The organism is Alicyclobacillus acidiphilus NBRC 100859, assembly GCF_001544355.1.
GTDB lineage: Bacteria > Bacillota > Bacilli > Alicyclobacillales > Alicyclobacillaceae > Alicyclobacillus > Alicyclobacillus acidiphilus.
On sequence record NZ_BCQI01000004.1, the window covers coordinates 62,367 to 88,002 of the forward strand.

Sequence of the window (25,636 nt, forward strand, 5' to 3'; positions counted from 1 at the left end):
ATGAACGCAGAGACAAAAATCAAGACGCGTCTTCAAGAAGAATTTCGACAAATTCACCAGTACGGGTATGTCGATCGCGCCGGATCGGTACGATCCAGCGCGTCGTATTCCGCTCATCCCTCGACCGGGTTTCGCAGCACTCCGATATCGCCAATCGCGATTTCAATCAGGTCCCCTGCCGTCAGCGAAAATTCGTCTGGCGGGACGATCCCTGTGCCGGTCATCAACGCTGTGCCGTCCTGAATGACGTTGTCCCGCAACAGGTAGGAGATCAGTTCGGTGAAGCTCCGACGAAATTGCGACAGCGACACGGTTCCGTTGTACGCGATCTCGCCGTCCCGCCGAATGGTCAATTGAATGTCCCAATTCTCCGGATGCTCTTCCCCGTCGTTCCACAGCAGCGCCGGACCCAGGGAACAGCTTTGTGCGAACAGCTTCGCCTGCGGCAGATACAGTGGATTCTCACCTTCGATGTCGCGCGAACTGAAATCGTCGCCGATGGTCCAACCGATGATCGAGCCGTCCGCAGCGATGACAAGCGTCAATTCAGGCTCAGGCACCATCCACTGGGAATCGGATCGCAGTCGCAACGGTTTTCCTGGTGCGACCAATCGGTCGCGGGTCGCTTTGAAGAACAATTCCGGCCGCTCCGCGGTGTATACCCTGTCGTAGACGCTGTCCTTCACCTGTGTCTCCGCGTTGCGCGCGTCGAGGCTGCGCTCGTACGTCACCCCTGACGCCCACACCTCCGGCGCGGCGACGGGAGGCAACAGGCGACCTTGTCGCTCGAGATCGGCAAACGACAGGCAATCTCCGGTCGCCAGTCTCTTCCCGGCTTCCGCCGGTGACAGGTCGAGCGCGCGAAGCGCATGCCACATCGCAATCGGATCGGTCCACGCTGGGACGCGCTTGGTCACGCTGTACACGGCGTCTCCCTCGAGTATGCCTAGGTGGACGCGATCATCGTCTGGGTGCAGAAATCGGATGGTTTTCATCTGTGGCCCTCCTCATCCGTAATAGATTGCGCAGGTCTTCGTCTGCGTGTAGAAATCCAGCGCGGCTTGTCCCTGCTCGCGGGAATGGGAACTGGAAGCTTTCATGCCGCCGAATGGCGCTTGATACTCGACGCCTGCGGACTCCAGATTCACGCGGACCATGCCCGCCTCTGACTCATTCAGAAAGCGCAAGGCGTGATGGATGTTCTGCGTGAATACGGATGCGCTCAGACCATAGACGGTCTGATTGCTCAACTGGACCGCTTCATCGAAGCCGCTCGCGGGAAGCAGCGCCATGACGGGGCCAAAGATCTCGTCCGTCACCAATGGGCTGTCTCTGTCAACGCCTTCGATCACGAGCGGCTGGACGTAATAGCCTTCCGCTTCGGCGTTGAGCTGACCTCTGTGCAGGCGTTTGGCGTTGGTCTCCGCCAGTTTCACGTAGGACTGCACTTTTTTGAACTGTTGCCTGGATGCCACCGGGCCCAGGTACGAGCGTGGATCGAGCGCGGAGCCGGTGTAGACGTCTTTCAATTGGTCCGTCAAAGCGGTCAGAAACGCGTCGTATATCGTCGCTTCGACGATCACGCGGCTGGTCGCTGTGCATTTCTGCCCGGCGGATCGGAATGCGCCGCTCAAGATGGCGGGTACCGCCACGGACAGATCCGCATCCGCCAGAACCACTGCGGCGTTCTTCCCGCCCATTTCCGTCTGGTATTTGATGTTGCGCGCCGCAGCCATGGCGGCGACGTGCATGCCTGTATTCGTCGAACCCGTAAAGCTCACACCGTCAAGGGTTGTCTTCTCAAACAGCGCGCCGCCGAGCTCTGGCCCCCTGCCGATCACGACATTCAGCACACCGGCCGGCACGCCTGCGTCTGCGAACACCTGCGCGATTCGCGTCGCCGACAGCGACGCGTTCTCCGCGGGCTTCCAAATGACCGTGTTGCCGCAGATGAGGGCGGGTGCGATTTTCCAAATCGGGATGGCGACCGGGAAATTCCACGGAGTGATGATGGCGACGACGCCGAGCGGAACACGGCTCGTGTACTGGAGCACCTGTGTTTGGCTGGCCGGAATGACTTGGCCGACCGCTCGCGCGCCTTCGGCTGCGTAATACTTCAGCAGATTGACGCCGCGCATCACCTCCCCTTTCATTTCGGTGATGGGTTTTCCCATTTCAGAACTTGCAAGCACGGCGATTTCTTCGAGTTGTTGCTCCAACAGCGCGGCAGCCCGGTAAAGGATGTCGCCCCGCGCCATGGGTGGTTGATCGGCCCAGCTTGGCAGGGCCTTGCGTGCGGCGTCGCCTGCGGCAATCACGTCGGACTCGTCCGAAAAGTGGAGCACACCGACGTCGACTGAGATATCCGAGGGTGAACTGATCACCATCGTTTCGGATGTCGGCGCATACCACTCGCCGCCTATCCAATTCTTTGATTCCACGTTGAGACCCCCTTCGTCATGCGTCAACCTGCGGTGAAAGCGCCAAGGCTTTCTTCCCCGCTTCAATCACTTCGATGATCTTATCCACGTCGTATACGGCCCCTTTCCACGCCCCGCCGCTGACGGATTGGAGAGCCGCCCAGAGCCGGGTGTCGTCGGGAAGGTCGGGATCGGGCGCCAAATCGGCCAACGGTGTGCGTTTTGCGAGGACGGCCGCGCCCTCCTCCGGCGTGACAGGCGCGCCTAGGCGGCCCACGAAATCGACAGTTCCTTCGAGTCGCACGCGATCGATCTCGATTTGAATCAGATCTCCGTCCCGCAGGCGCCCAATCGGTCCGCCCGCAAGCGCCTCCGGGCCAACGTGGCCGATACACGCCCCGGTGGACACGCCCGAAAATCTGGCGTCTGTGACCAGTGCGACACGCTTGCCAAAAGGCAGGTACTTGAGGGCCGAAGTCAGTTGGTACGTTTCCTCCATCCCAGTGCCGGACGGCCCGCGCCCCGTCAGTACCAACACGTCCCCTGCCTCAATCGATCCGTTTTTGATAGCTTCGATAGCCGACCGCTCGGTCGTAAACACCTTGGCTGGCCCGATGTGGCGGTACACGCCGTCCGCGTCCACAACGCTCGGATCGATCGCGGTCGACTTGATCACCGATCCCTCCGGCGCCAGATTGCCCGTCGGAAACACCAAGGTGGACGTCAGACCGCGAGATCGCGCGATATCCGGTGCCATAATGACGTCGTCCGGGTCGATCCCGTCCACCTCACGCAGCCGTCTTCTCACGTTGTACCTGCGTTCAGAATCCTGCCACCAGTCCAACACGTCGGCGAGCGCCTGCCCCGCGATGGTTTTGACGGAGAGATCGAGCAGCCCCGCCTTTCGCAAATGCAGCATCACTTCGGGCACGCCGCCGGCCAGGAAGACCCGAATCGTCGGGTGATCGACAGGGCCGTTCGGCAATACGCTCACCAACCGAGGCACCTGCTGGTTGATCTCCTTCCAGTCGCCGACCGTCGGGATCGACAACCCTGCAGCGTGCGCGACGGCGGGAATGTGCAGCAACAGGTTGGTCGATCCGCCGAATGCCGCGTGCAAAGCCATCGCGTTGCGCAGACTGGCGTCCGTCAAGAGGTCCTGCATGCCCCAGCCAAGCCGCATGGCCTGCATGAGGGCCCTTGCCGAATGACGGGCCATTTCCAGCCAGATGGGCTGCCCTGATGGGATGAGCGCGGAATGCGGCAAAGCGATTCCCAGCCCTTCAGCGATCACTTGCGCAGTCGCCGCCGTGCCAAGAAACTGACAACCTCCTCCGGGCGACGCGCAGGCCTTGCAGGCGGCCTCGGAGGCGTATTCAAGATCGATCTCGCCATGGGCGTAACGGGCGCCAATCGTTTGAATCTTCCCTGCGTCTTCGCCGTCTTCCGGGGGCAAGGTCACACCCCCCGGTACAATGATTCCTGGCAATTCACGCAGCGAAGCGAGCGCAATCATGGTGGCGGGCAAGCCTTTGTCACAGGTGGCGACGCCCATCACGGCCCTGCGTGTCGGCAGTGATCGAATCAAGCGCCGCATCAATAACGCCGCGTCGTTTCGATATGGCAGAGAATCAAACATGGCGGTTGTTCCCTGTGATCGGCCATCGCAAGGGTCGCTGACGTAGGCGGCGTACGGAATGGCCCCTCGTTGGCGAAACGCTTCTGCCGCCGCCTTGACCAACAGGCCAATTTCCCAGTGGCCCGTATGGTATCCGAGGGCGACGGGTGTCCCGTCTTCCTCGCGCAGGCCTCCCTGCGTGCTCAATATCAGCACGGACTTGCCGAGCACCTCGGCCGGACTCCATCCCATTCCGACGTTTTGGGTTAATCCAAACAGGTCTCCGCTCGGCCAATTGCGCAGCATGTCCGCAGTGAGCGGCAATTTTCCGGCAGGCCCTTTGGCCTTGGTCGGAATGTCGTAGATATCGTCAGACTGCGATTGAAGCATTCGGGACAAATCCTCGGTGTCCATCTTCATCCCCCCTAATCCTCTGCCCATGGTTGGACCGTCGAGGTGATTTCGTCACCGCTTTGGATGGACTGCTCGATGAGCATCGCCAAGTAGTGATCTTGAGCGCCTTCTGCCAGGCTGTAAAAATCGGGACCTCCTCGCGCGTAGTCCGCCATCTTCCGCATACAGGCGGCGACCGCGATTTCATCGTCGTAGAGGCGCGCGCCGGCGAACGGATTTTGGTACACCCACTGGTCCCCGCAGATGATCCCGCTTAAAAAGTAGCCCTCGACATTCTCCTCCTCGCCCCGATTGACGCGTTTCAAATCGAGATGGAGCGGTGTGCGGTGGTCCAGCAGCAAATTCACGCGATGATCGTCAATTTCACCGCGCACCCCACGGACGGACAAGTGGGTTGACCGAATCCAGGAGCGGTGCTGATCGGCGGTGAAATCGTAAATGCCCAATTTGTCGCCAAACCGAATCCAGGCGATGTCCCGTCTGGACATCACGATGGATTCCGCAATCGGCGGACCGGCCCGCGTCGGACCGGCCACCATGGGGGATTCAAATCGCATGCCCCGGATGTCCGCGGGTTCGAAGCGTACGCCAAGCAACTTGCGGAGCAAGCTGATTCCGTGATAGCCGTGAGAAATCGAAACGGTGGCTTGGGTGATATCGCCCAACCTTCCCGACTGGACAATCTGTAACCTCGCGGCGTGCATCGGGCGGAACGCGTACTGCTCTGCGACCTGAATTCGTGCGCCAAGCCGGGTGAGCCGGTGCAATTCCAACAATCCCTCAAGATCCGCGGCCGGAGGTGTCTCCACCAGGGCCGGTATGCCCGCTCGCCGCAAATCGTCGACATACTCCACGTTTGCGGCCGGATGAATGGAGAGAACGACGAAATCGGGCGTGTGAACCGCGAGCAGTTCACCGAGGGTCCGGAAAGTCGAAACGGCCCAATCTCGTTCAATCACTTGTCCCTTTTCGCGATCCCGGACCACCATGCCGCATACGTCGAACAATTCCGGCAACGATCTCGCGACGTTCAGAAAATATTTGGTCCGAAAGCCTCCCCCAACGATGGCGAAGGATACGGCGGTCATAGGTCGATACCCAGTTCGCCGGCCAAGTTGCGAATGTATTCAACCTTTGGCCCATAGTCGTCGGGGTTGGACATGTGCTCCAACAGAGCGGGAACGGGCAACGGGTCGATTGCCCGAAGCAGCGCTGGGTAATCCAGGTTGCCCTCGCCAATCGGCACTTCCGACATATGATACGTAATCGGCCGCGCACGTAGAAACGTATCTTTCAGATGAACGAGAAAAATCTTGTCGCCGACGGTTTCCACAAAGCGGCGCATGAAATCGCCGTTTTGAAAATACCGTTCGATATTCATGCAATTGACGGGATCGAACAGGATGCCCATCTTTGGATGGTTCACTTTGTTGGCCAATTGCAGGGCCCGCTGCTCAGAACTGACCGGTGTCATCACCCAGGTTTCAATCACGAGATGGACATCGAAGTCGAGGCCATCCAGTACTTGCAGGCAACTGTCGGCCAACACGTCCAACGCGTGATCGGTCCAATTGTCGATGTGCGCCGACGCCGTCTCGCGGGGGCGACTGGGATCGCGATGCCCGCCTCCGACGACGACGTTCTTGCAGCCTGCCAGATGCGCCACGCGCATGGCCTGCCTGACGTGCTGAATGTTCTCCTGGCGAATGGCTTCATCCGTACTCGATAGATTGCAGTACGCGCCGATCTGCGCGTTCATGATCCCCAGTTCCTCAAACCGGCTCCGCAGAGCCAGTAGATCTTCGTCCGTCGCGTGCTCCGACAGTCTCATTTCGGCCGCTTTGACGGACAGCGTCTTGGCGTGATCGGGCGGTACAGCCGCGCCTAGAATCATATGGAGTCCCCCTGTCTTGGTCCAAGGTTGGGATTTACTTGTGGTCTGCCCAGCGATCGTTTGGAATCAATGGAAACCAGTCGATTCTGGACGGATCTCTGTCATACGGATAGCCGCCCAATTTTTGATATAGCTCCGAGTATTCGGCGAGTTTATCGGGATCGAGCGCAACGCCCAATCCAGGACCGGTCGGTACGTCGATGCACCCATCGCGATATGTCAACTTGCCGCCGACGATGATGTCGTCGCTCAGGTGGTGGTAGTGCGAGTCTGCAGCGAATGTGAAGTTGGGGAGCACGGCACCGAGGTGCAGCATGGTGGCGAGTTGGATGCCAAGTTCTCCTGAAGAGTGCACGCCAATCGACGACTGGAAGGTCTCACACACGCTCGCCGCTTTGACACAGGCGCGAATGCCGCCCCAAAACGTCGTGTCCAGAAGGATCACATCGAAGGCTGGCGTCAGCGTGTTCGTCGCCAGCTGTTCAAAGTTGACGACGAAGGTGTTTGTCGCGATGGGAATGCGAACGTTTTGGCGCACTCGACGATTGCCGTTCAAGCCGTAGGTTGGGTCTTCGAAGTAGTCGTTGTTCAGTCTCTCGATGCTCTTGCCAAAGCGAATCGCCTCTTCGACGCTGAGGGCGGCATTGGGGTCGTAGCGAAGCCGATCCTCGGGGAAAGCGCTTGCAAGCGCGTGATAACATTCCAATTCATAATCTGGATGAAATACGCCGCCTTTCAATTTGTGGACGCGAAAACCGTGTTCGTTTCGCAACGCTGTGGCGTGCTGCACGAGTTGATCGATTGTCCGAACTTCGCCGAGGCCGGACTCGGAGTTGGGGAGTCGAAAGAAGAGGTAGCTCGCAAACGGTATCCGATCCCGCAATCGTCCGCCAAGAATCTGGGAGACGGACACATTCAAGTATTTGCCCATCAGGTCCAGACAGGCAAATTCGACAGCTGCCAGCATCTGCGTGCGATTGTTGTAGAGGCTCGCTGTCGGATTGGCGATTTTAAACCGAAGTTCTTCGAGCTGGAACGGATCGTGACCGATTAAGTACTGTTTCAGACCGCGAATCGCGGCTTCGGCGCTTTCTCCTCCTCCGCCCATTTCACCGAGGCCGACGAGCCCTTCATCCGTAAACACTTGTACGATGGTCCGTACAAATCTGCCCCAATGCACGCCGTTGCTGTGGCGCAACGGGGCTTCGAGCGGCAAGGTCACTGTGGTTGCGGTCACGTCTGAGATTCGCACGATTCATCTCTCCCTTGCACGGAAGTGATTGCTCCAAACGTGGTATGTCACTGGCTCAATCCGTGAAATAGTCTGGATATTTGTCCTTGACGACTTGAATGTCCTCACTCACTCTCGACAAGTGAGCACTCAGGATGGAGGTGGCTCGATCTCGATCCTTCGACTGCAACGCCTCCAACAGTTGTTCGTGCTCCCGAACAAGTCCTTCCGTATACGGGATTTCCTGCAACGACAGGAGACGAACGCGATTGAGGTGACCCCTCATCTGGGACACGACCGAAACGAGTGTCGCATTGCCGATGGCGGATAGGAGAAGTCTGTGAAACGCTTCATCGGCTTGCAAGAACTGTACGGCATCGCCGTTTTGGATGACTTGCTTCTGAGATTGAAGATTACTGGCCAACGCTCTGTAGAGGTCTTGGTATTTTGTCTGTGCGGGTTCCCATTGGTCGACGATATTGCAAATGGCGCTGACTTCAAGGCTCTCCCTGACGAATCTTGTCTCTTCTACTTTGCGTTCCGAAATCAGCGCAATTTTCATGCCGCGTTGCGGCAGCACGTCGATCAACTGTTCAATATGCAACGCGCGAACGGCTTCGCGAACCGGCGTCCGACTGATGTTCAACATCGTGGAAAATTCCGATTCGTAGACTGTCTGTCCGGGTTTCAGGCGCAACGTGAGGATATTTTCCCGAATAATTTCGTACGCTTGTTCCCCAAGTGTCTTCTTCCCTTCTCCAAATACCATACCGATGACCATGTTCAACCCTCCGAGTCACAACGTCAGGATGCTGGTGTGTCCAGTCCGGTTCGGTTCATTGTCGAGAATCGAGCCCGTTGACAACGTCTCCCGCGCTGTGAGGTTCCTGACACAAATCACCTCTTTTATCCATGGAATGAGGTCACTTGAGCAAAGTTTCCGTAGACATCCTAGAGCGAGGTGCGGTTATAGAAGCAGTGTATTGTATACTTGTATTCAAGTCAATGTACCCAATCGTCTTCAAGTAGCCACTTTCGGCTGTCATGCCGCGGAGAACCGCTATGCCGGCACATCTCATGAGACGATATGCGGCTCGGCGGCCGTTTCCGATACTGTGCCGGGATTCACGAGACGCAACGCGAAGAGGGATGAGAACACCATGGAGCTGACGTGTTGATAACCCGTCGCGGTAAGATGAATACCATCGTCGCTGAGCATGGATCGCCACAGTTGAACTTGTCCATCGCGGGCGCGCACATCGATATGGTCAACCCCGAGCTTTCCCACACATTGGCGCAGCGCTTCGTCGTATCGGTTATGCCAGTGTTCGATTCCACCGCAGCAGGCGATCCAATGCGCGATGCCCGTGCCAAACCGCTTGGACAGATGCCGATAGTAGCGAACTGGATCTAAAGGCAAGAGCGTCAACAGGAGCGGTTTCGCACCCGCCTCTTGAATCTGTTCCACCATGCGTTCGATGTTGCTCGCAAAACGTTCGAGGGGAACATAAGGTGTGTGCTCGAGATCAGGGGCTTCAGCGACCTCGTTCCAGCGAAAATCGCAGTCGTTGGCTCCAATTTCGATCACGACGATGTCTGGCTCCTCGGACAAGACGTCCTTCGCAAGCCGCTTCAGGAGCGAACTTGAATTATCGTTAAACGCGCCGCGATTCGTCACGGTGATCTCACCGAGTGCGGTTGTGGCGCCAAAAGCTGACCGCAGCGACTGTTCGAGAAGTTTTGGATATGGGTTCTCGACAATGCGCAATCGGCCGCGAATCAAGGATACTCCCCTGGTGAGACTATCGCCGGCGCAAACAATCCGCATAGGTTGTCCAACCTTCTTTCTTTTTGACTCATCCTTACGATTCATAACCAAATTATAAATGATAACTCATTGAAAAGCGAAATCCAACGATTGTGTTAGATTTTCTGACATAACGTGTTGACTCATAATTCTTGCATTTCTATAATGAGTGGAGTTAACACAGATATGCTTTAGGGGGAGTGGAATTTTGACACCGCGCGACATTTTAGATCTGATGAAGAAAAACAATGTTGAAATGGTGGACTTCCGAATCGTCGATGTACCTGGACGTCAGCATCACGTGACTGTTCCCGCTGTCGAAGTCGACGAGGGAGTACTTGAAAATGGAGTCGCGTTCGACGGTTCCAGCATTCAGGGCTTCCGGGGCATTGAAGAGAGCGACATGGTCATGAAGCCTGTCCTGGATTCCGCGTTTATTGACCCATTCATGGCGGTACCAACCCTTTCGCTCGCGTGCTCCGTGTATGAGCCGAGCGGTTCACGATACGATAGAGACCCCCGTTTTATTGCAGAAAAAGCTGAATCGTACCTGAAGGACAGCGGGATTGCGACCACAGCCTTTTTCGGTCCGGAGCTCGAGTTCTTCATCTTCGACGACATTCGTTTCGACTCCACAAACCGTGGTTCGTTTTATCAAATCGATTCCGTCGAAGCGATGTGGAATACCGGTACTGGAGAGAAAAATCTTGGTTATCAAGTGAAAAACAAGGGTGGCTACTTCCCTGTTCCCCCAATTGATACACAACAGGATATCCGGACTGAAATGGTCAAGGAATTGATGAATGTCGGCATTCGAGTGGAGCGTCATCACCACGAGGTGGCGACGGCGGGACAGGCTGAAATCAATTTCCGCTTCAATACGTTGACCAAGACGGCGGATACCGTCATGGCATACAAGTACATCATCCGCAATGTCGCGCATAAGTACGGCAAGACCGTAACATTCATGCCGAAACCGATTTTCGGCGACAACGGATCGGGCATGCATGTGCACCAAAGTTTGTTTGACGGCGACAAGCCGTTGTTCTTCGAGGAAGGTAAATATGGCAACATGAGCGATATTGCGCTGCATTACATCGCAGGCATTCTCCACCATGCTCCTGCGATTTTGGCTTTCTCGAATCCGAGCACGAACTCCTACAAGCGTTTGGTTCCAGGCTTTGAGGCGCCGGTCAATCTGGTCTTCTCCAAAGGCAATCGCAGCGCCGCCGTCCGCGTTCCGGTCGCTGTGGTGTCGCCGAAGACAGCGCGCATCGAGTTCCGTACACCGGATTGCACGGCGAACCCGTATCTCGCGTTTGCCGCAATGCTGATGGCTGGCCTGGACGGCATCAAGCGCAAGCTCGACCCCACGGCACTGGGCTACGGTCCAATTAACAAAAACATCTATGAGTTGTCCGCTGACGAAAAAGCCCAGATTCGCAGTGTGCCTGGTTCGCTCGACGAGGTGCTGCAGGCGCTTGAAGCCGATCACGAGTTCTTGCTCGAAGGCGGCGTCTTCAGCAAGGATTTCATCAACACATGGATCGAGTTCAAACGGACGACGGAAGTCGCTCCGATGAAATTGCGCCCTCATCCCTACGAATTCCAAATGTATTACGACCTGTAAGGCGTATCGCGCATTGCAAAAAAACAGCCTGCACCGTTTGTGTGCAGGCTGTTTTTTTGCAGAGAGGACAACATCGCGCTGTCGTCTGTGGCCGCGGAGCGTCAAGAGATCAGATCAATTTGCTTGGGGTCAGCCCGATTATCTCGTGATCCATGGGCCCGTCAACCGGTCAAGAAATGGCGACAGTGCGCAGATGAGCGCGTCGCGAAACATTTGGGCGCGTGTGATTTGTCCGTTCGTCAGAATACCGATGGTGCCTTCCCCGGCGCGTACGTGTTTGCGGCCTGCCCATTCGTCAACGACGTCGCCCAATTCCCTGCCAGAACGTACGGCTTGTGCAATTTCCTCTGGCAGATGGATGCGGACTCCTCCGCCTACTCTAACTTCGCGCTCGGGCGTTGCCACTGCGGCCCAGTTACATAGAAACATGCCAAGGCGTGTCTCGACAACGCCGCCTTCCAGACCAATTCCGAGATCGCCATGCACAGCCAGCACCGCGTGAATCGCGCGATTCTGGGCCCCTTGCAAGGTTTCGTCGTCGGAAAACGGCTGCGCCGACACGCCGGACGGTGCGTTCACGCTGCCAAGCTCCACAGGAATGTTCAATTGACGAAATGTCATTTCGACGGCCTTCACTTTGGCGGCGTTGGAGGAACCAACTGCAATGCGCCAGATGCGGTTTGTATTCATGGAGCACTCCTCACCGATTCGGATCTGGCTGCATTGGCCGATGGATCGAATCTATATCTTTTTTCTTTATACCACGTATGGCATGTGCGATGGAATCATATTGAGGTATGATAGACAGTGGTTTTCGAACACCGGGAGGTAGCTCGATTTGATACAGAAGACGCACAGCTACGACGTCGTCGTGGTCGGTGGCGGGAGCGCTGGGGTGGCTGCCGCTGTCGGTGCGGCCAACGTCGGCGCCAAGACGCTGCTGATTGAAAAGAACCCGTATTTTGGCGGTGCATCGACACATAGTTCAGTCCTCACCATCTGCGGTTTATTTGCGCAACAAGAACCTACGACACAGGTTGTCGGCGGTGTCGGTCAAACATTTCTCAATCACCTGGCAAGACTGGGCAGATACGACGGTCCGTTTCGCAACCCTGGCTCGGGCAATGTGATCGTGCCATTGGATGGTGAAACGACGAAATTTGCGCTGGATCAACTGGTCCTCGACGCGGGCGTGATTCCGCGGTTGCACACGATGGTCATCGGTGCGGACGTCGATGGACGTCAATTGCGGGCCATTGAATGTTTCCATCACGGTGGTCCTTTTACGGTGGAAGGGGCTGCCTTCGTCGATGCCAGTGGCGAAGCGGATCTGGCGACGTTTGCGGGAGCGGACGTTCGATACGGCGGCAACGAGGGACGTGTGCAGGCCGGGACGTTGGTGATGCAGTTCGGCGGCGTCGCACCGGATATCAGTATTCACCGTCACCAGTTCACGGCGGCCGTGTGGCAGGCCAAGCGCGCAGGCATGGATTACTTGACGAAGGACCGAGGCATGGTCGTGCGTCTCGCGGGATCGAATCACGTATTGGCTCTGTTCGCAGACGAAGACGTGAACGGCTTGGACAGCGAGAGCTTGACACAGGCGGAAATGTCGGGACGCCGCCAGGCTTGGGGATATCTGGAGGCCTTTCGTCAGTATGTGCCTGGGTTCAAGGACGCCTATTTGGTACAGACGGGCCCTGCCATCGGCGTGCGTGAAACGCGCCATGTGTCTGGAGAATATCGTTTGGCTGGAGAAGAAGCGATTCACGGAGCCCGCTTTGAGGACGCCATCGCCCGCGGCGGCTGGCCCGTCGAAATTCACGAACCCGGTGAAGCCGCGAGGTATCAACAGATCAAAGACAAGTCGTATTATGAAATTCCGCTGCGAACATTGAAGGTGGATCGGATTGACAATTTGTGGTGCGCCGGGCGGATCATCGATTGCGATCCGATAGCGTTCGCCTCGGCCCGCGTGATGGGGACCGCGTTCGCGACGGGCCACGCTGCCGGTGTGGCAGCCGCCTTGCACGCGAGTGTTGGACGCGTGGCCGCCGCGGACGTTCGGCGAGAGTTGATACGCCAGGGCGCCATTCTATAATTCCAGATGTCGATTTCAGTGAATGTCAAACAAGAGAGGGTTGTCCCTCTCTTGTTTTAATAACAGATGGAAAGAAGCTCTCTTCCTCACAGCACTTGAAATCCCATATAGGCACCGAACGCCATGATGATGACTGAAATGCTCCATACCACGTATTTGTACAAGCCTTTCATCCGCCATTCGGGAGGCAGAACCTTCGCCTCGAGCAGCAGCAGAAATCCCAAGACAAACGGCAGCAGCAAGGCGTTCATGACTTCCGTATCGACCGCCAAATTGACGAGGTTGATACCGCTGAAGACCAAAATGGCGCCGCCGACGTGGGCGCATGTATAAATCGTGTAAAACCCCTTCGCGTCCCGCCACTTTGCGTTCAGACTGTGCTTGATCCCAGCCACTTCCCCAATTCCCCAAGCGCCGGCAAGCGACACGACCAACGCGGCGACAAACGATGCGCCAAGCATCCCCAGTCCGAAGATCACTTTGGCCCCACCAACACCGAGAAACGGCATCAATCCTTGCGATATTTGGGCGACGGTCTGCAAAGGCTGGGACGGGTTCGTGCGTCCGATCGTCGCCGCAATCATCACGACAACCGCGATCATAATCACCTGCGTCAAAATGGAACCGCATACGGTGTCCCACCGTGCGATGCGAAGGTGTTTGCGGGTCAAATTGCGATCCACGACAGCCGACTGTTGATAGAAAATCATCCATGGCATGATGACGGCGCCGACGTTGGCTGCCAGGAGAAATACGTAACTCGACGATCCGAGCGGAACTGTACGCAAACCGTTCCACAAGGCCTGCCCAGTTGGATGGGCCATGATGGCTGCGGGAACCAGCAGCAACTCGAACAGCCCCATGGCGATCCCGACGCGTTCCACACGCTTATAGCTTCCCGTCACCCCGAGGCCGATCAGCAGAAATGTGGCCATGGTGACTGTATAGCGCGGCGATATGCCGAATAACTCGCCTACGCCTGCAATTCCCGCGAATTCGGTGACGAGCGCCCCAACGGCCGACAAAAACAAAGTGCTCACAGAGAACATGGCCCATTTGCCGCCGAAGTGCTCGCGTATCAGTTCACCGTGCCCCTTCCCTGTCGCAATGCCAAGGCGCACCGTTATCTCTTGAACGAGATAGACAATGGGGATGAGGACAATCTGCGGGAGCACCATCGAATACCCCCATTCGGCTCCGGATTGGGCGGCGGTGACGATACAGCCAGCGTCTGTGTTGGCAAGCATGACGATGATTCCAGGGCCGAACATGGCCAAACCGAGCATCATGCGACGGAGTTTATGGCGGGGTGCCTGAATGCCCATCGCGATTGACTCAGTATCTTTCATGGACAAGACCTCACGTAGATGATGGATTAGGCTTCCCAACTTACCTTGGTTAGTCTAAACTAACGGGAATGTTGATTACAATAGTCTACTTTGTTCGCAGGGGGGTGCATATGGCTGCTATCGAGGATTTTCACAAATTGGACATACGTGTTGGCACCGTGATCGGATTGCCGGATCGAGAGGATGAGACTTGACGCGCGAGCCATTCATGGATGTGCGCGAACACTTCCATGCGGTTCAACTCGTGCAACAGCTCGTGGCGTGCGCCAGGATACAACCGCATTTGTACGTCCTGGATGCCGATTCGGCGATAGATGTCGGCAAGTTTCATGACGCCGCGCCCTTGGTGGCCGACGGGGTCCAATTCCCCGGCAATGAGGAAAATCGGCAGCGTTCGCGGGATTTTTTGAAGATTCGACGGTTTGTACATATCGAGCAGGGCTTGAAACATGTCCCCCATCGAAGCTGCCGAAAGTGGGAAACCACAACGCTTATCCGACAAAAAGGCGTCGACGACGTCGGGATCGCGGGAAAGCCAATCGTACGGCGTGCGAATCGGGCGGAAGCGTCTATTGTACATACCGAACGTCAACCAAGTGAGCAACTTGCTCATTGCGGCAGGTCCGTGTCTTCGGGCATATCGCCGGGCGATGGCAATGCCGGCGTATAAGCGATATCCCTCTGGACCGTTGCATCCGCACAAGATGCAACCGTCGATCCCTTCCGCGCCGCGTACCAGATAACCCTGGGCCACAAACGATCCCATGCTGTGGCCGAACAAGTAGACAGGGACATCGGGATGGACAGTTTTCAGCCACGAAACGACCGCACCGACGTCCTGCGTCAATCGGGTAAATCCGTTCACTCCAAGATACCCGAGCGTCCCGGCCGTCTCACCGGTCAGGCCATGCCCCCGTTGGTCATAGGCGCAGACGAGAAAGTCGTGTTGATTCAAATAGGCCGCAAAATCGCTGTAGCGAGCACTGTGCTCACCCATTCCGTGCAAGATCAAGACAATGCCTTTGACGGCGTCCGAATGCGGAAAAAACGCTCGGCCGAACAGACGGGTCCCATCATTCAAATGGAGTTTCCAATTCGGTTCAATGGACACGTTTCTGAACCTCCACAGTCGGCCCGCCAGTCGTCAGCCCTGCATGCCCTCGCGCGCCAAGCCGGCAGCCTGTGGCACGCTCGGATAAAAATATTTGTAGAAGTCGTACATCTGGTGACGATCATACACGGATTCCCCAGGCGTATCGTTGGGTATGACAATCTCGGTACCCAACGAGGAGCCGTAATCGCTGAAGACGTCGCCTTGAAAATGATAGTCCTTGACACTGCTGGCTTGCGATATGGACGGATGGAATCCCGTTCCGATTGAATTGAAAACGGTCGATCCCGTAATGTTCCAATTCGCCCATTTGCCGCTGTCCAACGTATAAATCTTTTGCGCGAGCCAGCCGCCCATCGAATGTCCTGTCAAAATCACGTGTGTAGGTTGGCCATGAAGCTGCGCCTCGACCTTGTTCACGAATTGCTCGGCCGGCGTCAACTGTTCGACCATGTTTGGCACACTGAGGTAAATTTCCGCGTCGGCGACCAAATCCTGGACATTCACCGTTCCACGGAACGCGATCACGACCGTATTCCCCTGCTGGTACGCCACCGCGTAAAAGCCATCCTGATTCTCCAGATTGTCGACCGCGATGATCTTCCATGTATTCAAATCGGAAAAGAAAAACTGGTTCGCCTCCTGATACGGCACGTGCCAGTCCAACTTGTCGACGTGTGTGACTTCGTCAGAGATCGATTTCGGGCCCTGTTGATGGGCGGATAAAACTTCGAGATCACGCATGGATTTTCCAACATAGTCCTGCAGATCCACGTAAGATAGATCGGTCAATTTCATCAAAACGCCGTCGTATATACCGTTCGTCGTCATCGTCGCAGTTGCAGGCACCTTTGCCGAAGGCGTGTTCACGCGAACAACGGCATTGACGGTTAAAAATCGAAATGGAGCAATCAGCATAACGGATGCAACGCAGAAAGCCAGCAGGCGTTTCCAGTAAGCTGGTGATCTCATGTCTGCTTCGGTAAACTCCTTTACGAGCAATATGCGTAGCCACGGACAGCGTCAGTCCATTCCGAACAGGACTTTGCATCAGTATAGCATACACACCCACAAACATTTGAAGGAAAATTCCATATGAGATGACATAATAAATGTTATGTATACTTGGCGAGTTCATTCACTATGACTGCCCGTCTGTCTGTTCCAATTCGAGTATCTGTTCTACCCGATGTCGAATTTGATGCAATACGCCCATCAACTCGCCTTCGAGTCCCGCGGCAATCTCGCTCATGACGCTTCGTTCAAGGTGACACAAGGCGTCGACCGTCGATCGCCCTTTTTCTGTCAGGTGGATGTAGTGCGCACGCCTGTCTTCGGAACTCGACGTTCGCACCACCATACCCTTGCGGTCCAGAATGTCGATGATGCGTGTGATGGTCGTTTTATCCTTCTGAGCTGTCCGTGACAGCTCCGTTTGCGTGGTACGTTCGTTTCTCCGAAGGCAGTACATGACAATCCATTGTTCAGGCGTGACGTCGTACTCGCGAAAGCGCAATGTCGTCAACTGGTTGACTTTGCGATACGTCGCGCCAAGTAAAAATCCGATGGAGTCGTTCAGCGGGTTGTAATCCACCATTCGTCGTCTCCTTGAACAGATTGTCAATCAAAACTATACCAGCTTGTGCGTCAGTGAGCCCTTGTCTCTCGTGATAACAGCTGCCGCCTCAATCTCCTGTTGAAGTTCAAGACATGCCTCGACAAACGGAGAGCCGTGATCGAGTGCATTCGGGTGCAACGCCTCGTTCACCTTGTTGTCGGTATCGACGGAAAGGTGGATATCGACCGCACGCGCCAGCGACTCAAACCAGGAAAGGTCGAAGGCGTGTAGCTCCGTATGGTTGTGCAGAAGCGACGCCCGAACATGTTCATCCATGATGGTCTTGGCGACTTGATGAACCGCCCGAATCACTCCCCACAGCGCATTCGTATCGCGGCTTCGTCGAGGATATTCCTGCAGGGCGCTGTGATAAATGGTATCCATGTGTGAAATCGCCAGGTCCACTTGGTACATGAGCTCCTCGATTTCCTCCGCAGACGCGTCTGTGTTTGTCAACCCTGCGCGCAACCGTCCGATGGTCCGGAGGCATCGCGCGATGACGGAGCGAAGCCTTGCAGAAGCTGCGCGCCGCCACAGCAACAAACTGGCTGCCAAGCCAATTGTACACCCCAGCAGCGTATCGATGAATCGAGCGCTCACCAAAGCTTGGGCTGTCATCCCAGTATTGGCCGTTTCCGCGATCATCAATGCCAGCGGAGTGATAAAAATAGCCGCCAGTCCGTAATTCCGGGGAATCAGAAGCTCGACGACAGTTTGCAAGGCAAAAATAATGAACGCGATCGCGATATCTGACGGATGGACATAGAAAATGGCTCCGGCGATGAGGACCCCAATGGCCGTCCCGAGTGCGCGTTGTATCGCGCGGTGGATGGTCGCCATCACGGTTGTACCAATCAGGACCGACGCGCAGCCAATGGGCACCCAATAGGGTCGATGATTGCCAAGCAGGTACGCGATGATGGTCGACGCAAAGATGCCGATTCCAATCCGAAGCGTGAGCGGCAGGATGATGGAATCCCTGCGAAGGGCTGTCCGCAGTCGAGTTTCGACGGACAGGCGGCGGATCGCGGTTGGCGCCGTTGGCCCGAGTACGGTTGACCCGAGCGGGTTCGATCTCGCCTGCTGATTGGCCGATTGGCGGCGGTATCGTCTGGTCAGGACCACTGTGATCGCCATGGTGATGATCCAGGCCACGCTGCCGCCGACGAGCGCAAAGGCGACTCGGGTGCCGACGGAACCGGGATCGACCGGCATGCCCGTACCAATTGCGCAAGCCATGATGAAGAAAAAGGGACCAGGCGGCGGAACTTTGAACGTACTGCATAGAAACATCGCCGCTGAACCGACGAACGCGAAGACGACGGCCATCAACCACGGCGAAACAGCGGAAACCGTACCAAGCCCTAGGGAGACAGCCAACCCCACCATGACGTACAGCAACCGCAGACCCAACTGCGGGATCGGCAAATTCGTCACGTAAATGCTCGTGAAACCGCCGATTGTACAAAGCAGCCCCCACAGGGGATGTCCGATCACGCTGCATACGAACATGGGCACAAACAGGCTGAACCCAGCTCCGAGCGCGCGCCTAAAGGGATATGGAACTCGGTTGATCCTCAACATATGGCGGATCCCAATCGGATCTGGGTGCGGCGGAATGACCGATTCACGTCTCTTTTGCTCAGACTCTCTCTCCATGGCAGGACCTCTCCACACGAACGATATCATTCGCACATATAGTTGCATAGCATACTATAAGCATATCACATAAATGGCTCGGAGGCCTTTTGAGTACATTGCGGTTTCAGACGCGGTCTCGATGCATGGACAATTCTCAACGTATGATAATCAGCCGATTCAGCCGTGTGATCAGTGTGCGGAGATTCATCTGGAAGCATGTGTTCGCGAGGGTGTCGAGACGGTTCGGGTGGGTCCATGAGAGGTTCGATACGCGAGACGACAAGACGAAGAGGAGGATACCGGAGAAATCGGGACACCCATCTGCGCTTCGGGTGCCCCTGTTCGGACTCTCCGTCGATCACACGTTCGGTAAATGGTCGTGAATGTAGCCGAAAATGGCCTGCAAACGTTGGATGCGCAACGACGGTTTGCCGCTTCGCGACAGGCCGTGGCTGGCATCTGGAACCCGGACAAACTCGGCCTCTTTGCCTTTGTATTTCAGCCAAGTGTAGAATTGCTCGGCCTGTTCGATAGGACACCGCAGGTCTTGCTCGGAATGAATGAGCAAAATCGGCGTTTCGACGTCATCTGCATAGGCCAGCGGCGAGGATTTCCACAAACGCTCCAAATCTTGAATCCCGTCCCGCGACACTTCCATGTTGACGAAATGCGGACCAATATCGCTGCAGCCGAAGAACGATATCCAGTTTGAGATGGAGCGTTGGGATACGGCGGCGAAAAACCGTTTGGTGTGTCCGACGAGCCAGTTCGTCATGAATCCGCCGTAGCTTCCCCCCGTCACGGCGACGCGTGTACCGTCGAGAAACGCGTATCGATCCAGCGCGGCTTGCAGCCCGTTCAGAATGTCTTGCGCGTCTTTTTCTCCATAGTGCTGACGCACCGCGTTCACAAACTCCTGTCCATAGCTTGTGCTGCCTCGCGGATTGACGTATACCACGGCATAGCCCTGCGCCGCGAACCACTGCATCTCATGGAACATATGCGTTCCATAGTGCGTGTGAGGCCCACCGTGGATTTCGAGGATGACAGGATAGGTCTTGCCTTCCGAGTACCCGATTGGCTTCATGACCCAGCCCTGGACCCACCAGTCGTCCTCGGATTGAAACCAGAAAGATTCAGGCCGCGACAATTCGAGATTGGCGAGCAGATCTTGATTCGGTGCGTACAGCACGCGGGCGTCGGATTGGATTGGGGACGTCTCCATCGGCTCAGTCGGCCGTCGATCCCGCCGCACAAAACCCTGCTCCGGTATCTTTGCGGTGTACAGCCTGCTCGGATCGGTGAACGTGGAACACGCGGCGACGACGTGATGACCGACCACCGCAAACTGGTACGCGGAGAACGGGCCTGTGAACACGACTTCCCCATGACTGGACGAATCAAGGGTGAAGCGAACCACGTCGACCTTTGCTTCCCGCTCCGACAACACGTAGATGGCGTGTCCATCGTTCGACCAAATGAGTTGCGCAGACGGTACACTTGGACCTAGGTCGGTTAAGGTGTGATCGGACAGGTCGTCCGGAAAGTCTTTGGACAAGTGCCGTTCGATACGTCCTTCTGCATCGAGCAGGTACAGGTTGGCGTGTGCCGCAAATCCATAGGTCTCATAGGCGGCTTCATCCGTGGCGATGGCCGCAATCGATCCGTCGACAGGCGAACATTCGATTTGTTGAAACAGCAGACTGTCGTTGACCAAGGAGATGTCGAGCGTCTCCAAATTCAATCGGTACAGATCCGTATATTGTTGCGCGAGATCGTCGTCTCGGCCGCGTAAAAAGTACAGGGTCTTGCCATCGGCGGCTATCGAGTACGAATGGATATCGTCCGGTTCAGCGGTCAGTTGTCGAACCGCTTTGGTCGCTAGGTCGATTTCGACGAGTTGCGCGCGTTCGTGGTTGGATAGACCTTCCCCGTCCCGCTTGTAATACAGCCGGCGATAACGCTTGCTGTTCTTCTTCCACGCCTCAGCCCGCTTCGACAGCTCGGCCTTTTGGTTCTCGAACGTCGCCTTCGTGTCGATGAATTCGAGTTGTTTGTCTTCTGAGACTTGCGCCAAGGCAAACAGCTTCGTGCCGTCCGCCGACCAGGCAGGAGCCGACGCGCCGCCCACCAGCGTGGTCAGGCGCTGCGCTTCACCGCCGTCGCTCGGCATCACCCATATTTGACTGCCAAGTTGATCTTTTCGCACAAATGCGACGCGGCGTCCGTCGGGAGACCAACACGCTTGATGATTGCGATCACCGTTGGTTGCAAACGGTATGACCTGTGCACTGTCGAGGTTCATCTTGTACAACTCGGTGCGATAGGTATCTTCGGCGGCAGAACACGTCTGCAACTCGAACAACAGCGTGTTGCCGCTTGGAGATGGGGCAAGTCTGCCGACAAGTTGAAATAGCGCGAAATCTTCTACATCAATAGGTCGTTTCATATAGGCTCTCTTCGAGGTCGTTCGAAATGTGTCACGGGATCCTGTGACGCTGTTCGGACTCGCTCTTCGTACTCCCTTCCGCTCGTCTGAGATGGCAAAACAACCACGTGAATCGGCCGTTTGAATACATATTTCGAGATGAACCCGCGAGAATCCTATACATGAAATTTTCTCGTTTTTGAATTTAACCGATCCGTGAGAAGTTGGGAGTCAAGATAATCACGTGGACTAATCGTGGGGGTAGTTACGGTGCTTTCGGCAGCAAAGGTGAGAAAGAGCCGTTTCGGCTTTCCGTATTGCGCGATGACACTGTTCTTGGACATTCCGTGTCGTTCGACGCAATGCACTGAGGTAAGTTCCTGTAACAACTCCTTGCAGATAGGGCATGTGACCACCTAGCATTCCCCCTCCATCGCCGCAGCGAGTGTGGTTAAAGATAGGAACATCGTGATGGCGCGACATATGTTGTATATATCTCTAGTTTACCGAAAATATCGAAGAAGATGTACTGAATATTTGTAAAGAATTGATGACACAGACTTCATGCGCTGTTTACACGCTCTGAGAGCTGACCATGTCGGCGTAGACGCCAAACACGATGGAACTTTGGCTCTCCCGTTTCGCTTCGCGCTTGAGAACGCCGGCGCAGGCCGCGATGGATTCCTGTGAGATCTCCGAAAACGGCGGATCGCAGCGCAGGACAGAGAGCGAAATCGTCAAACCATCGACTTCCATGACGTTGCCTTCCCTGTCGCGGACAGTCCACGATCCGTTCTCCGGCATGGGAAACGCGTTTTCGAATTCGGTGTGGAATGTTGACCGAATGGTCTTTGCCAGATCATATGCGTTCTCAGACGTCGTGATCACGATAAAATCGTCACCTCCGATATGACCAATAAATCTGTCGGCCTCCGGCAGCATGGCGACACTCTTGCGAAGTGCTTCCGACAATGCGCGAATCGCGTGATCGCCTTTTTGGAAGCCAAACGCGTCGTTGAACCATTTGAAGTGATCGAGATCGGCATAGATGACGGAAAAGGCCTTTGCTTCGGACAGACGCTTGGACAATTCGATGGTGATACGGCGGTTCCCGGGCAATCCTGTGAGTGGATTTGCGTCTCTCGCGAGTTCCATTTGTAAATTTGTCAAAGAATTGAGAATCATTTGGACCGTCAGACCACCGTGCAATCGTCCCTCGTTTGTTACGATGATGAGATCGTAGAGTTGTTCAGCGCTGCGCCCCATGGAAAGGACGGATGAGTTTTCCAACGAGACGGACTTGTCCAGGATCAGCGGATGCCTGTCCATGACCTGGCTGATTGGACGATTCCAAAACAAGGACACGCCGTATTTGGTCGCGAGTCGTCTGAACAGTTTTTCCCGCATGACGAGTCCAATCGGGCGATTGTTTTCGGTGATGACGATGCCTGTGACGTGTTCATTCTGATGGAAGTATGTGACAATTTCGCGTGCTTCGACATCGGCTGTGAAGGTGGTCACGGGCTTGGCGATGTCGCCCACTGTCGTGAAGGTGCTCTGCGGCCGCGCATTACTGGTCGAGACGCGCAACGCTTCCCGCAGCAATCCGGAGACAGGCTGCAAATTTTGCGCTGGGCGCCCCAACAAGTATCCTTGTGCGTAAGGAACACCAAGGTGCAGCACCTGCGTCAACTCCTCGGACGTTTCAATGCCCTCCGCAATGACCTTGCATTCGCATGCCATCGCGGCCTGGCACAAGGCTTCGACCAGCTTCTGCCGCAACTTGTCCTCGTGGATATTTTGGATCAGGCTGCGATCGATCTTGATAAAATCCGGCTTGATCGACACGATGCTTTGCAAACTCGAGTACCCTGCCCCGGCGTCGTCGATGGCAATCAAGTATCCCGCGTTTCGATATTGATTCAGGATCTGGTTGAACTGATCAAAATCTTCGATGGATCTGCGCTCGGAAATCTCGAGAACGATGTTGTGCGGCTCGAGTCCCCGACCTTCGAGCACGAACCGGAGCCGATCCAGGACAAAATCTTCCTCGGTGAACATCGAAGCGTTGATATTGAGGAACAATTTGAGGTTCGGAACCTCCGGCTGAAAATAGGTCATGGCTTTCTCCAGCGCGACTTCCTCAAGCGCGTGCAGTTGACCGACCTGTTCCGCGAAATCGAACAGCCGCAGCGGCGTCGCAAACACGCTTCCGATGGGACCGCGCGACAAGGCTTCATATCCATATGCCTCTCCCGTCCACAGCGATACAATCGGTTGATACACGCTCTCGATGCGCTGGTTTTGGATGATGTCGCGCAGTTCAGCTTGCCGACCGCGACGAATGGGGTCGTTATGCTGATTGGATTGCACAATTGCGTCGACCAGCGCGTCGTAGTAGATGTCGCGAAATGGACGATCCGTTTCCGGGCGGATAACCCCTGTGCCGAACCGCAGTTCGATGAGATTGGAAAGCTGCGGCACCGCTCGTTCGAAATCGCCGGACAAAGTCGACGAAAGACTGGTGGTTGCGTCGTACAGCAATGTCGACAGGCGTCCATGGCCAAGCGGGAATTTCACGAGGATGAACGTCGAATTGGAAATGGTCTCGTGACTGATGATCGCGCATCCTGCCAGAGAACGGAGCGTGGCCAGACGAGACTCGATGAGTTGCATGATGTGCTGTACAGATGATTTGCCAAATTGGGTTTGGATCTTGGCGAGTGACGGAATGTCGAAGTGAATGAGTCCCAACGGATCCTTGATGCGGCTCTCAGAGTTCCCATAATCTCGCGTCAAGTGCATTCGTAGTGAATCCAATACGGGATATATGCGATGGTGTAGGAATCTGCGACCTTCCATGCCACTCGCCTCCTCTGTTCCAACGTGAGGATTGTAGCGAATATGTGTAAAAATCCTGTCAACGTTTTGATAAGATTTGATGAGAATCGGGAGAATTCGTCAATGGATTTGGCGCAGGCGTTCGACGATCCGCTCAAGCTGCATTCCTCTCGACGCTTTCACAAGCACCGTGGCTCCAACTGGCACCAAGTTTGCGGCTTCGTCGATGGCTGCTTCCACCGTGGCGATGTGCCGAACCGCGGACATGCCAGCCGACCGCGCCGCGTCCGCGATCCACTGCGACATCTCGCCAACGGCGATGAGACCTTCGATCCCGAGCTTCGCCACAAATGCTCCAACTTCTCGGTGCCCCGCTTCCGACTCGGAGCCGAGTTCAAACATATCGCCAAGAATCGCGATCCGATTCGAGGAAGCGAGGTGCGCTAGCACGTCCAAACTCGCTTTCGTCGATGCCGGACTCGCATTGTAGCAATCGTCGATAATGCGTATTGAACCGTTCTCGATGATGTTCAGGCGGCCAGCCGTCGCGGTGAGCTCTCGCAGCGCTTCGACCGATTGCGCAAGCTGCAATCCGGCTCGAATACCGACGGCAATCGCCGCCAACGCGTTGACGACGTTGTGCGTGCCAAAGGTCGGGATGAAGGCCGCAGCCGCTTCTCCCTCCGCGTGCACGACGAATGTCATGCCTTGACTGGTCCATTCAACGTCCGTCGCCCGAACGTCCGATCCTTCACCAAGCCCGTACCACGTGATGGGCGCGGCTGACTTTGAGGCGATCCGGCGCAGCCAAGGGTCGTCTCCGTTCAAGATGGCGTGGCCGTCACTTGGCAGCGACTCCAACAGTTCGCCTTTCGCCTGCGCGATACCCGCTTGACTGCCGAGCAATTCGATATGGCTTTGGCCGATGTTCGTGATCACGCCGATGGTTGGCGTCGCGATCTCGCACAAGGCCTGAATTTGTCCAAACCCGCGCATCCCCATCTCCAGGACGATGGAACGATGTTGAGGCAAACGCTGTAGTATAGTGAGTGGTAAGCCCAATTCGGTGTTGCGGTTTCCTTCTGTGTACAGACAGTCGCCGCTTTTGGCGAGAACCGCAGCGACCATTTGTTTGGTTGTCGTCTTGCCGTTGCTGCCGGTGATGCCCACAACGGGGCCGGCAAACGCTTGACGTTCGGCGATAGCTAGCAGTTGAATGGAGCGTAGCGGATCTTCGACGCGAATCAGCGGTCCGCGGGTCGTCTTGACGTCCCGGCTGACAATCGCTACACTTGCTCCGCGTTCGAAGGCTTCGTCCACAAACGCGTTGCCATCGACTCGCTGGCCGATAAACGCCACGAAGGCATCTCCTGGCTGAATGATCCGGTGATCGATGCAGATGCCAGTCACTTCGCGCGTTTGGTCGCCGGAGACGTACAGATGCGGAATCCGGCTGCTCAGTTCTTGAACGGTGATGGGCGTCATTGGCTTTCCCGTTCCTTTCTCTATCTCACATGATTTGTTTAAAGGAGT

19 protein-coding genes are annotated in these 25,636 nt (G+C 55.9%); 2 read left to right on the forward strand and 17 right to left on the reverse strand.

The window, feature by feature from the left end; translation table 11 throughout:
• Window positions 1-113: 113 nt before the first annotated feature.
• The 8 genes from AAC01S_RS02720 to AAC01S_RS02755 all read right to left on the reverse strand — a co-directional run bounded on the left by AAC01S_RS02720 (window position 114) and on the right by AAC01S_RS02755 (window position 9,450).
• Entirely contained in the window at window positions 114-995 is an 882-nt protein-coding gene (locus AAC01S_RS02720) for a fumarylacetoacetate hydrolase family protein (protein WP_067618393.1), read from the reverse strand.
• A 12-nt stretch (window positions 996-1,007) separates the two neighbouring features.
• Entirely contained in the window at window positions 1,008-2,441 is a 1,434-nt protein-coding gene (locus tag AAC01S_RS02725) for an aldehyde dehydrogenase family protein (RefSeq protein ID WP_067618396.1), read from the reverse strand.
• Window positions 2,442-2,457: 16 nt separating this feature from the next.
• Window positions 2,458-4,452: a YjhG/YagF family D-xylonate dehydratase gene (locus tag AAC01S_RS02730; RefSeq protein WP_067618399.1), complete on the reverse strand. Its 1,995-nt coding sequence runs from the start codon at window positions 4,450-4,452 to the stop codon at window positions 2,458-2,460.
• Between the two features lie 11 nt (window positions 4,453-4,463).
• Entirely contained in the window at window positions 4,464-5,540 is a 1,077-nt protein-coding gene (locus tag AAC01S_RS02735; RefSeq protein ID WP_067618402.1) for a Gfo/Idh/MocA family protein, read from the reverse strand.
• Window positions 5,537-6,346, reverse strand: coding sequence for a sugar phosphate isomerase/epimerase family protein (locus tag AAC01S_RS02740; protein ID WP_067618405.1), 810 nt, complete (start codon window positions 6,344-6,346; stop codon window positions 5,537-5,539). The genes AAC01S_RS02735 and AAC01S_RS02740 overlap by 4 nt, the downstream gene beginning before the upstream one ends.
• Before the next feature lie 34 nt (window positions 6,347-6,380).
• On the reverse strand, window positions 6,381-7,598 hold the full coding sequence (locus tag AAC01S_RS02745) for an enolase C-terminal domain-like protein (protein ID WP_067618408.1): 1,218 nt from the start codon (window positions 7,596-7,598) through the stop codon (window positions 6,381-6,383).
• A gap of 55 nt (window positions 7,599-7,653) precedes the next feature.
• Window positions 7,654-8,358, reverse strand: coding sequence for a GntR family transcriptional regulator (locus tag AAC01S_RS02750; RefSeq protein WP_067618411.1), 705 nt, complete (start codon window positions 8,356-8,358; stop codon window positions 7,654-7,656).
• 294 nt (window positions 8,359-8,652) lie between these two features.
• Entirely contained in the window at window positions 8,653-9,450 is a 798-nt protein-coding gene (locus tag AAC01S_RS02755) for an SGNH/GDSL hydrolase family protein (protein WP_306307164.1), read from the reverse strand.
• A 142-nt stretch (window positions 9,451-9,592) separates the two neighbouring features.
• Between AAC01S_RS02755 and glnA the strand changes: the two genes are divergently transcribed.
• Complete coding sequence (glnA, locus tag AAC01S_RS02760; protein ID WP_067618414.1) at window positions 9,593-11,014, forward strand: type I glutamate--ammonia ligase; 1,422 nt, start codon at window positions 9,593-9,595, stop codon at window positions 11,012-11,014.
• A 138-nt stretch (window positions 11,015-11,152) separates the two neighbouring features.
• Here glnA and AAC01S_RS02765 read toward each other — a convergent pair whose 3' ends face one another.
• Window positions 11,153-11,704: a DUF84 family protein gene (locus AAC01S_RS02765; protein ID WP_067618417.1), complete on the reverse strand. Its 552-nt coding sequence runs from the start codon at window positions 11,702-11,704 to the stop codon at window positions 11,153-11,155.
• 148 nt (window positions 11,705-11,852) lie between these two features.
• Between AAC01S_RS02765 and AAC01S_RS02770 the strand changes: the two genes are divergently transcribed.
• Window positions 11,853-13,115 (forward strand): FAD-dependent oxidoreductase, encoded by a 1,263-nt coding sequence (locus AAC01S_RS02770; RefSeq protein WP_067618420.1) that lies wholly within the window; start codon window positions 11,853-11,855, stop codon window positions 13,113-13,115.
• A gap of 86 nt (window positions 13,116-13,201) precedes the next feature.
• Here AAC01S_RS02770 and AAC01S_RS02775 read toward each other — a convergent pair whose 3' ends face one another.
• The 8 genes from AAC01S_RS02775 to AAC01S_RS02810 form a co-directional block, all read right to left on the reverse strand.
• The gene (locus AAC01S_RS02775) at window positions 13,202-14,464 is read right to left on the reverse strand and encodes an NRAMP family divalent metal transporter (RefSeq protein ID WP_067618424.1); all 1,263 of its coding nucleotides are present in this window, start codon (window positions 14,462-14,464) and stop codon (window positions 13,202-13,204) included.
• A 130-nt stretch (window positions 14,465-14,594) separates the two neighbouring features.
• On the reverse strand, window positions 14,595-15,575 hold the full coding sequence (locus tag AAC01S_RS02780; protein WP_067618427.1) for an alpha/beta hydrolase: 981 nt from the start codon (window positions 15,573-15,575) through the stop codon (window positions 14,595-14,597).
• Between the two features lie 33 nt (window positions 15,576-15,608).
• On the reverse strand, window positions 15,609-16,547 hold the full coding sequence (locus AAC01S_RS02785; protein ID WP_067618431.1) for a Tle-like phospholipase domain-containing protein: 939 nt from the start codon (window positions 16,545-16,547) through the stop codon (window positions 15,609-15,611).
• A 169-nt stretch (window positions 16,548-16,716) separates the two neighbouring features.
• Window positions 16,717-17,172, reverse strand: coding sequence for a MarR family winged helix-turn-helix transcriptional regulator (locus AAC01S_RS02790; protein WP_067618434.1), 456 nt, complete (start codon window positions 17,170-17,172; stop codon window positions 16,717-16,719).
• A gap of 33 nt (window positions 17,173-17,205) precedes the next feature.
• Window positions 17,206-18,852 carry an FUSC family protein gene (locus tag AAC01S_RS02795; protein WP_067618437.1) on the reverse strand — a complete coding sequence of 549 codons (1,647 nt, stop codon included), beginning with the start codon at window positions 18,850-18,852 and terminating at the stop codon, window positions 17,206-17,208.
• Window positions 18,853-19,192: 340 nt separating this feature from the next.
• Entirely contained in the window at window positions 19,193-21,283 is a 2,091-nt protein-coding gene (locus AAC01S_RS02800; RefSeq protein ID WP_067618440.1) for a S9 family peptidase, read from the reverse strand.
• 552 nt (window positions 21,284-21,835) lie between these two features.
• On the reverse strand, window positions 21,836-24,124 hold the full coding sequence (locus AAC01S_RS02805) for a bifunctional diguanylate cyclase/phosphodiesterase (RefSeq protein ID WP_067618443.1): 2,289 nt from the start codon (window positions 24,122-24,124) through the stop codon (window positions 21,836-21,838).
• A 99-nt stretch (window positions 24,125-24,223) separates the two neighbouring features.
• Window positions 24,224-25,588, reverse strand: a complete 1,365-nt coding sequence (locus AAC01S_RS02810) for a UDP-N-acetylmuramoyl-tripeptide--D-alanyl-D-alanine ligase (RefSeq protein WP_067618446.1) — start codon at window positions 25,586-25,588, stop codon at window positions 24,224-24,226.
• Window positions 25,589-25,636 lie beyond the last annotated feature (48 nt).

Excerpts from the sequence above, each read along its gene's own strand:
- AAC01S_RS02720 (WP_067618393.1), bottom strand. The coding sequence starts at position 995 with ATGAAAACCATCCGATTTCTGCACCCAGACGATGATCGCGTCCACCTA.
- AAC01S_RS02730 (WP_067618399.1), bottom strand. The coding sequence starts at position 4,452 with ATGGACACCGAGGATTTGTCCCGAATGCTTCAATCGCAGTCTGACGAT.
- AAC01S_RS02735 (WP_067618402.1), bottom strand. The coding sequence starts at position 5,540 with ATGACCGCCGTATCCTTCGCCATCGTTGGGGGAGGCTTTCGGACCAAA.
- AAC01S_RS02740 (WP_067618405.1), bottom strand. The coding sequence starts at position 6,346 with ATGATTCTAGGCGCGGCTGTACCGCCCGATCACGCCAAGACGCTGTCC.
- AAC01S_RS02750 (WP_067618411.1), bottom strand. The coding sequence starts at position 8,358 with ATGGTCATCGGTATGGTATTTGGAGAAGGGAAGAAGACACTTGGGGAA.
- AAC01S_RS02755 (WP_306307164.1), bottom strand. The coding sequence starts at position 9,450 with ATGAATCGTAAGGATGAGTCAAAAAGAAAGAAGGTTGGACAACCTATG.
- AAC01S_RS02765 (WP_067618417.1), bottom strand. The coding sequence starts at position 11,704 with ATGAATACAAACCGCATCTGGCGCATTGCAGTTGGTTCCTCCAACGCC.
- AAC01S_RS02775 (WP_067618424.1), bottom strand. The coding sequence starts at position 14,464 with ATGAAAGATACTGAGTCAATCGCGATGGGCATTCAGGCACCCCGCCAT.
- AAC01S_RS02785 (WP_067618431.1), bottom strand. The coding sequence starts at position 16,547 with ATGAGATCACCAGCTTACTGGAAACGCCTGCTGGCTTTCTGCGTTGCA.
- AAC01S_RS02790 (WP_067618434.1), bottom strand. The coding sequence starts at position 17,172 with ATGGTGGATTACAACCCGCTGAACGACTCCATCGGATTTTTACTTGGC.
- AAC01S_RS02795 (WP_067618437.1), bottom strand. The coding sequence starts at position 18,852 with ATGGAGAGAGAGTCTGAGCAAAAGAGACGTGAATCGGTCATTCCGCCG.
- AAC01S_RS02800 (WP_067618440.1), bottom strand. The coding sequence starts at position 21,283 with ATGAAACGACCTATTGATGTAGAAGATTTCGCGCTATTTCAACTTGTC.
- AAC01S_RS02805 (WP_067618443.1), bottom strand. The coding sequence starts at position 24,124 with ATGGAAGGTCGCAGATTCCTACACCATCGCATATATCCCGTATTGGAT.
- AAC01S_RS02810 (WP_067618446.1), bottom strand. The coding sequence starts at position 25,588 with ATGACGCCCATCACCGTTCAAGAACTGAGCAGCCGGATTCCGCATCTG.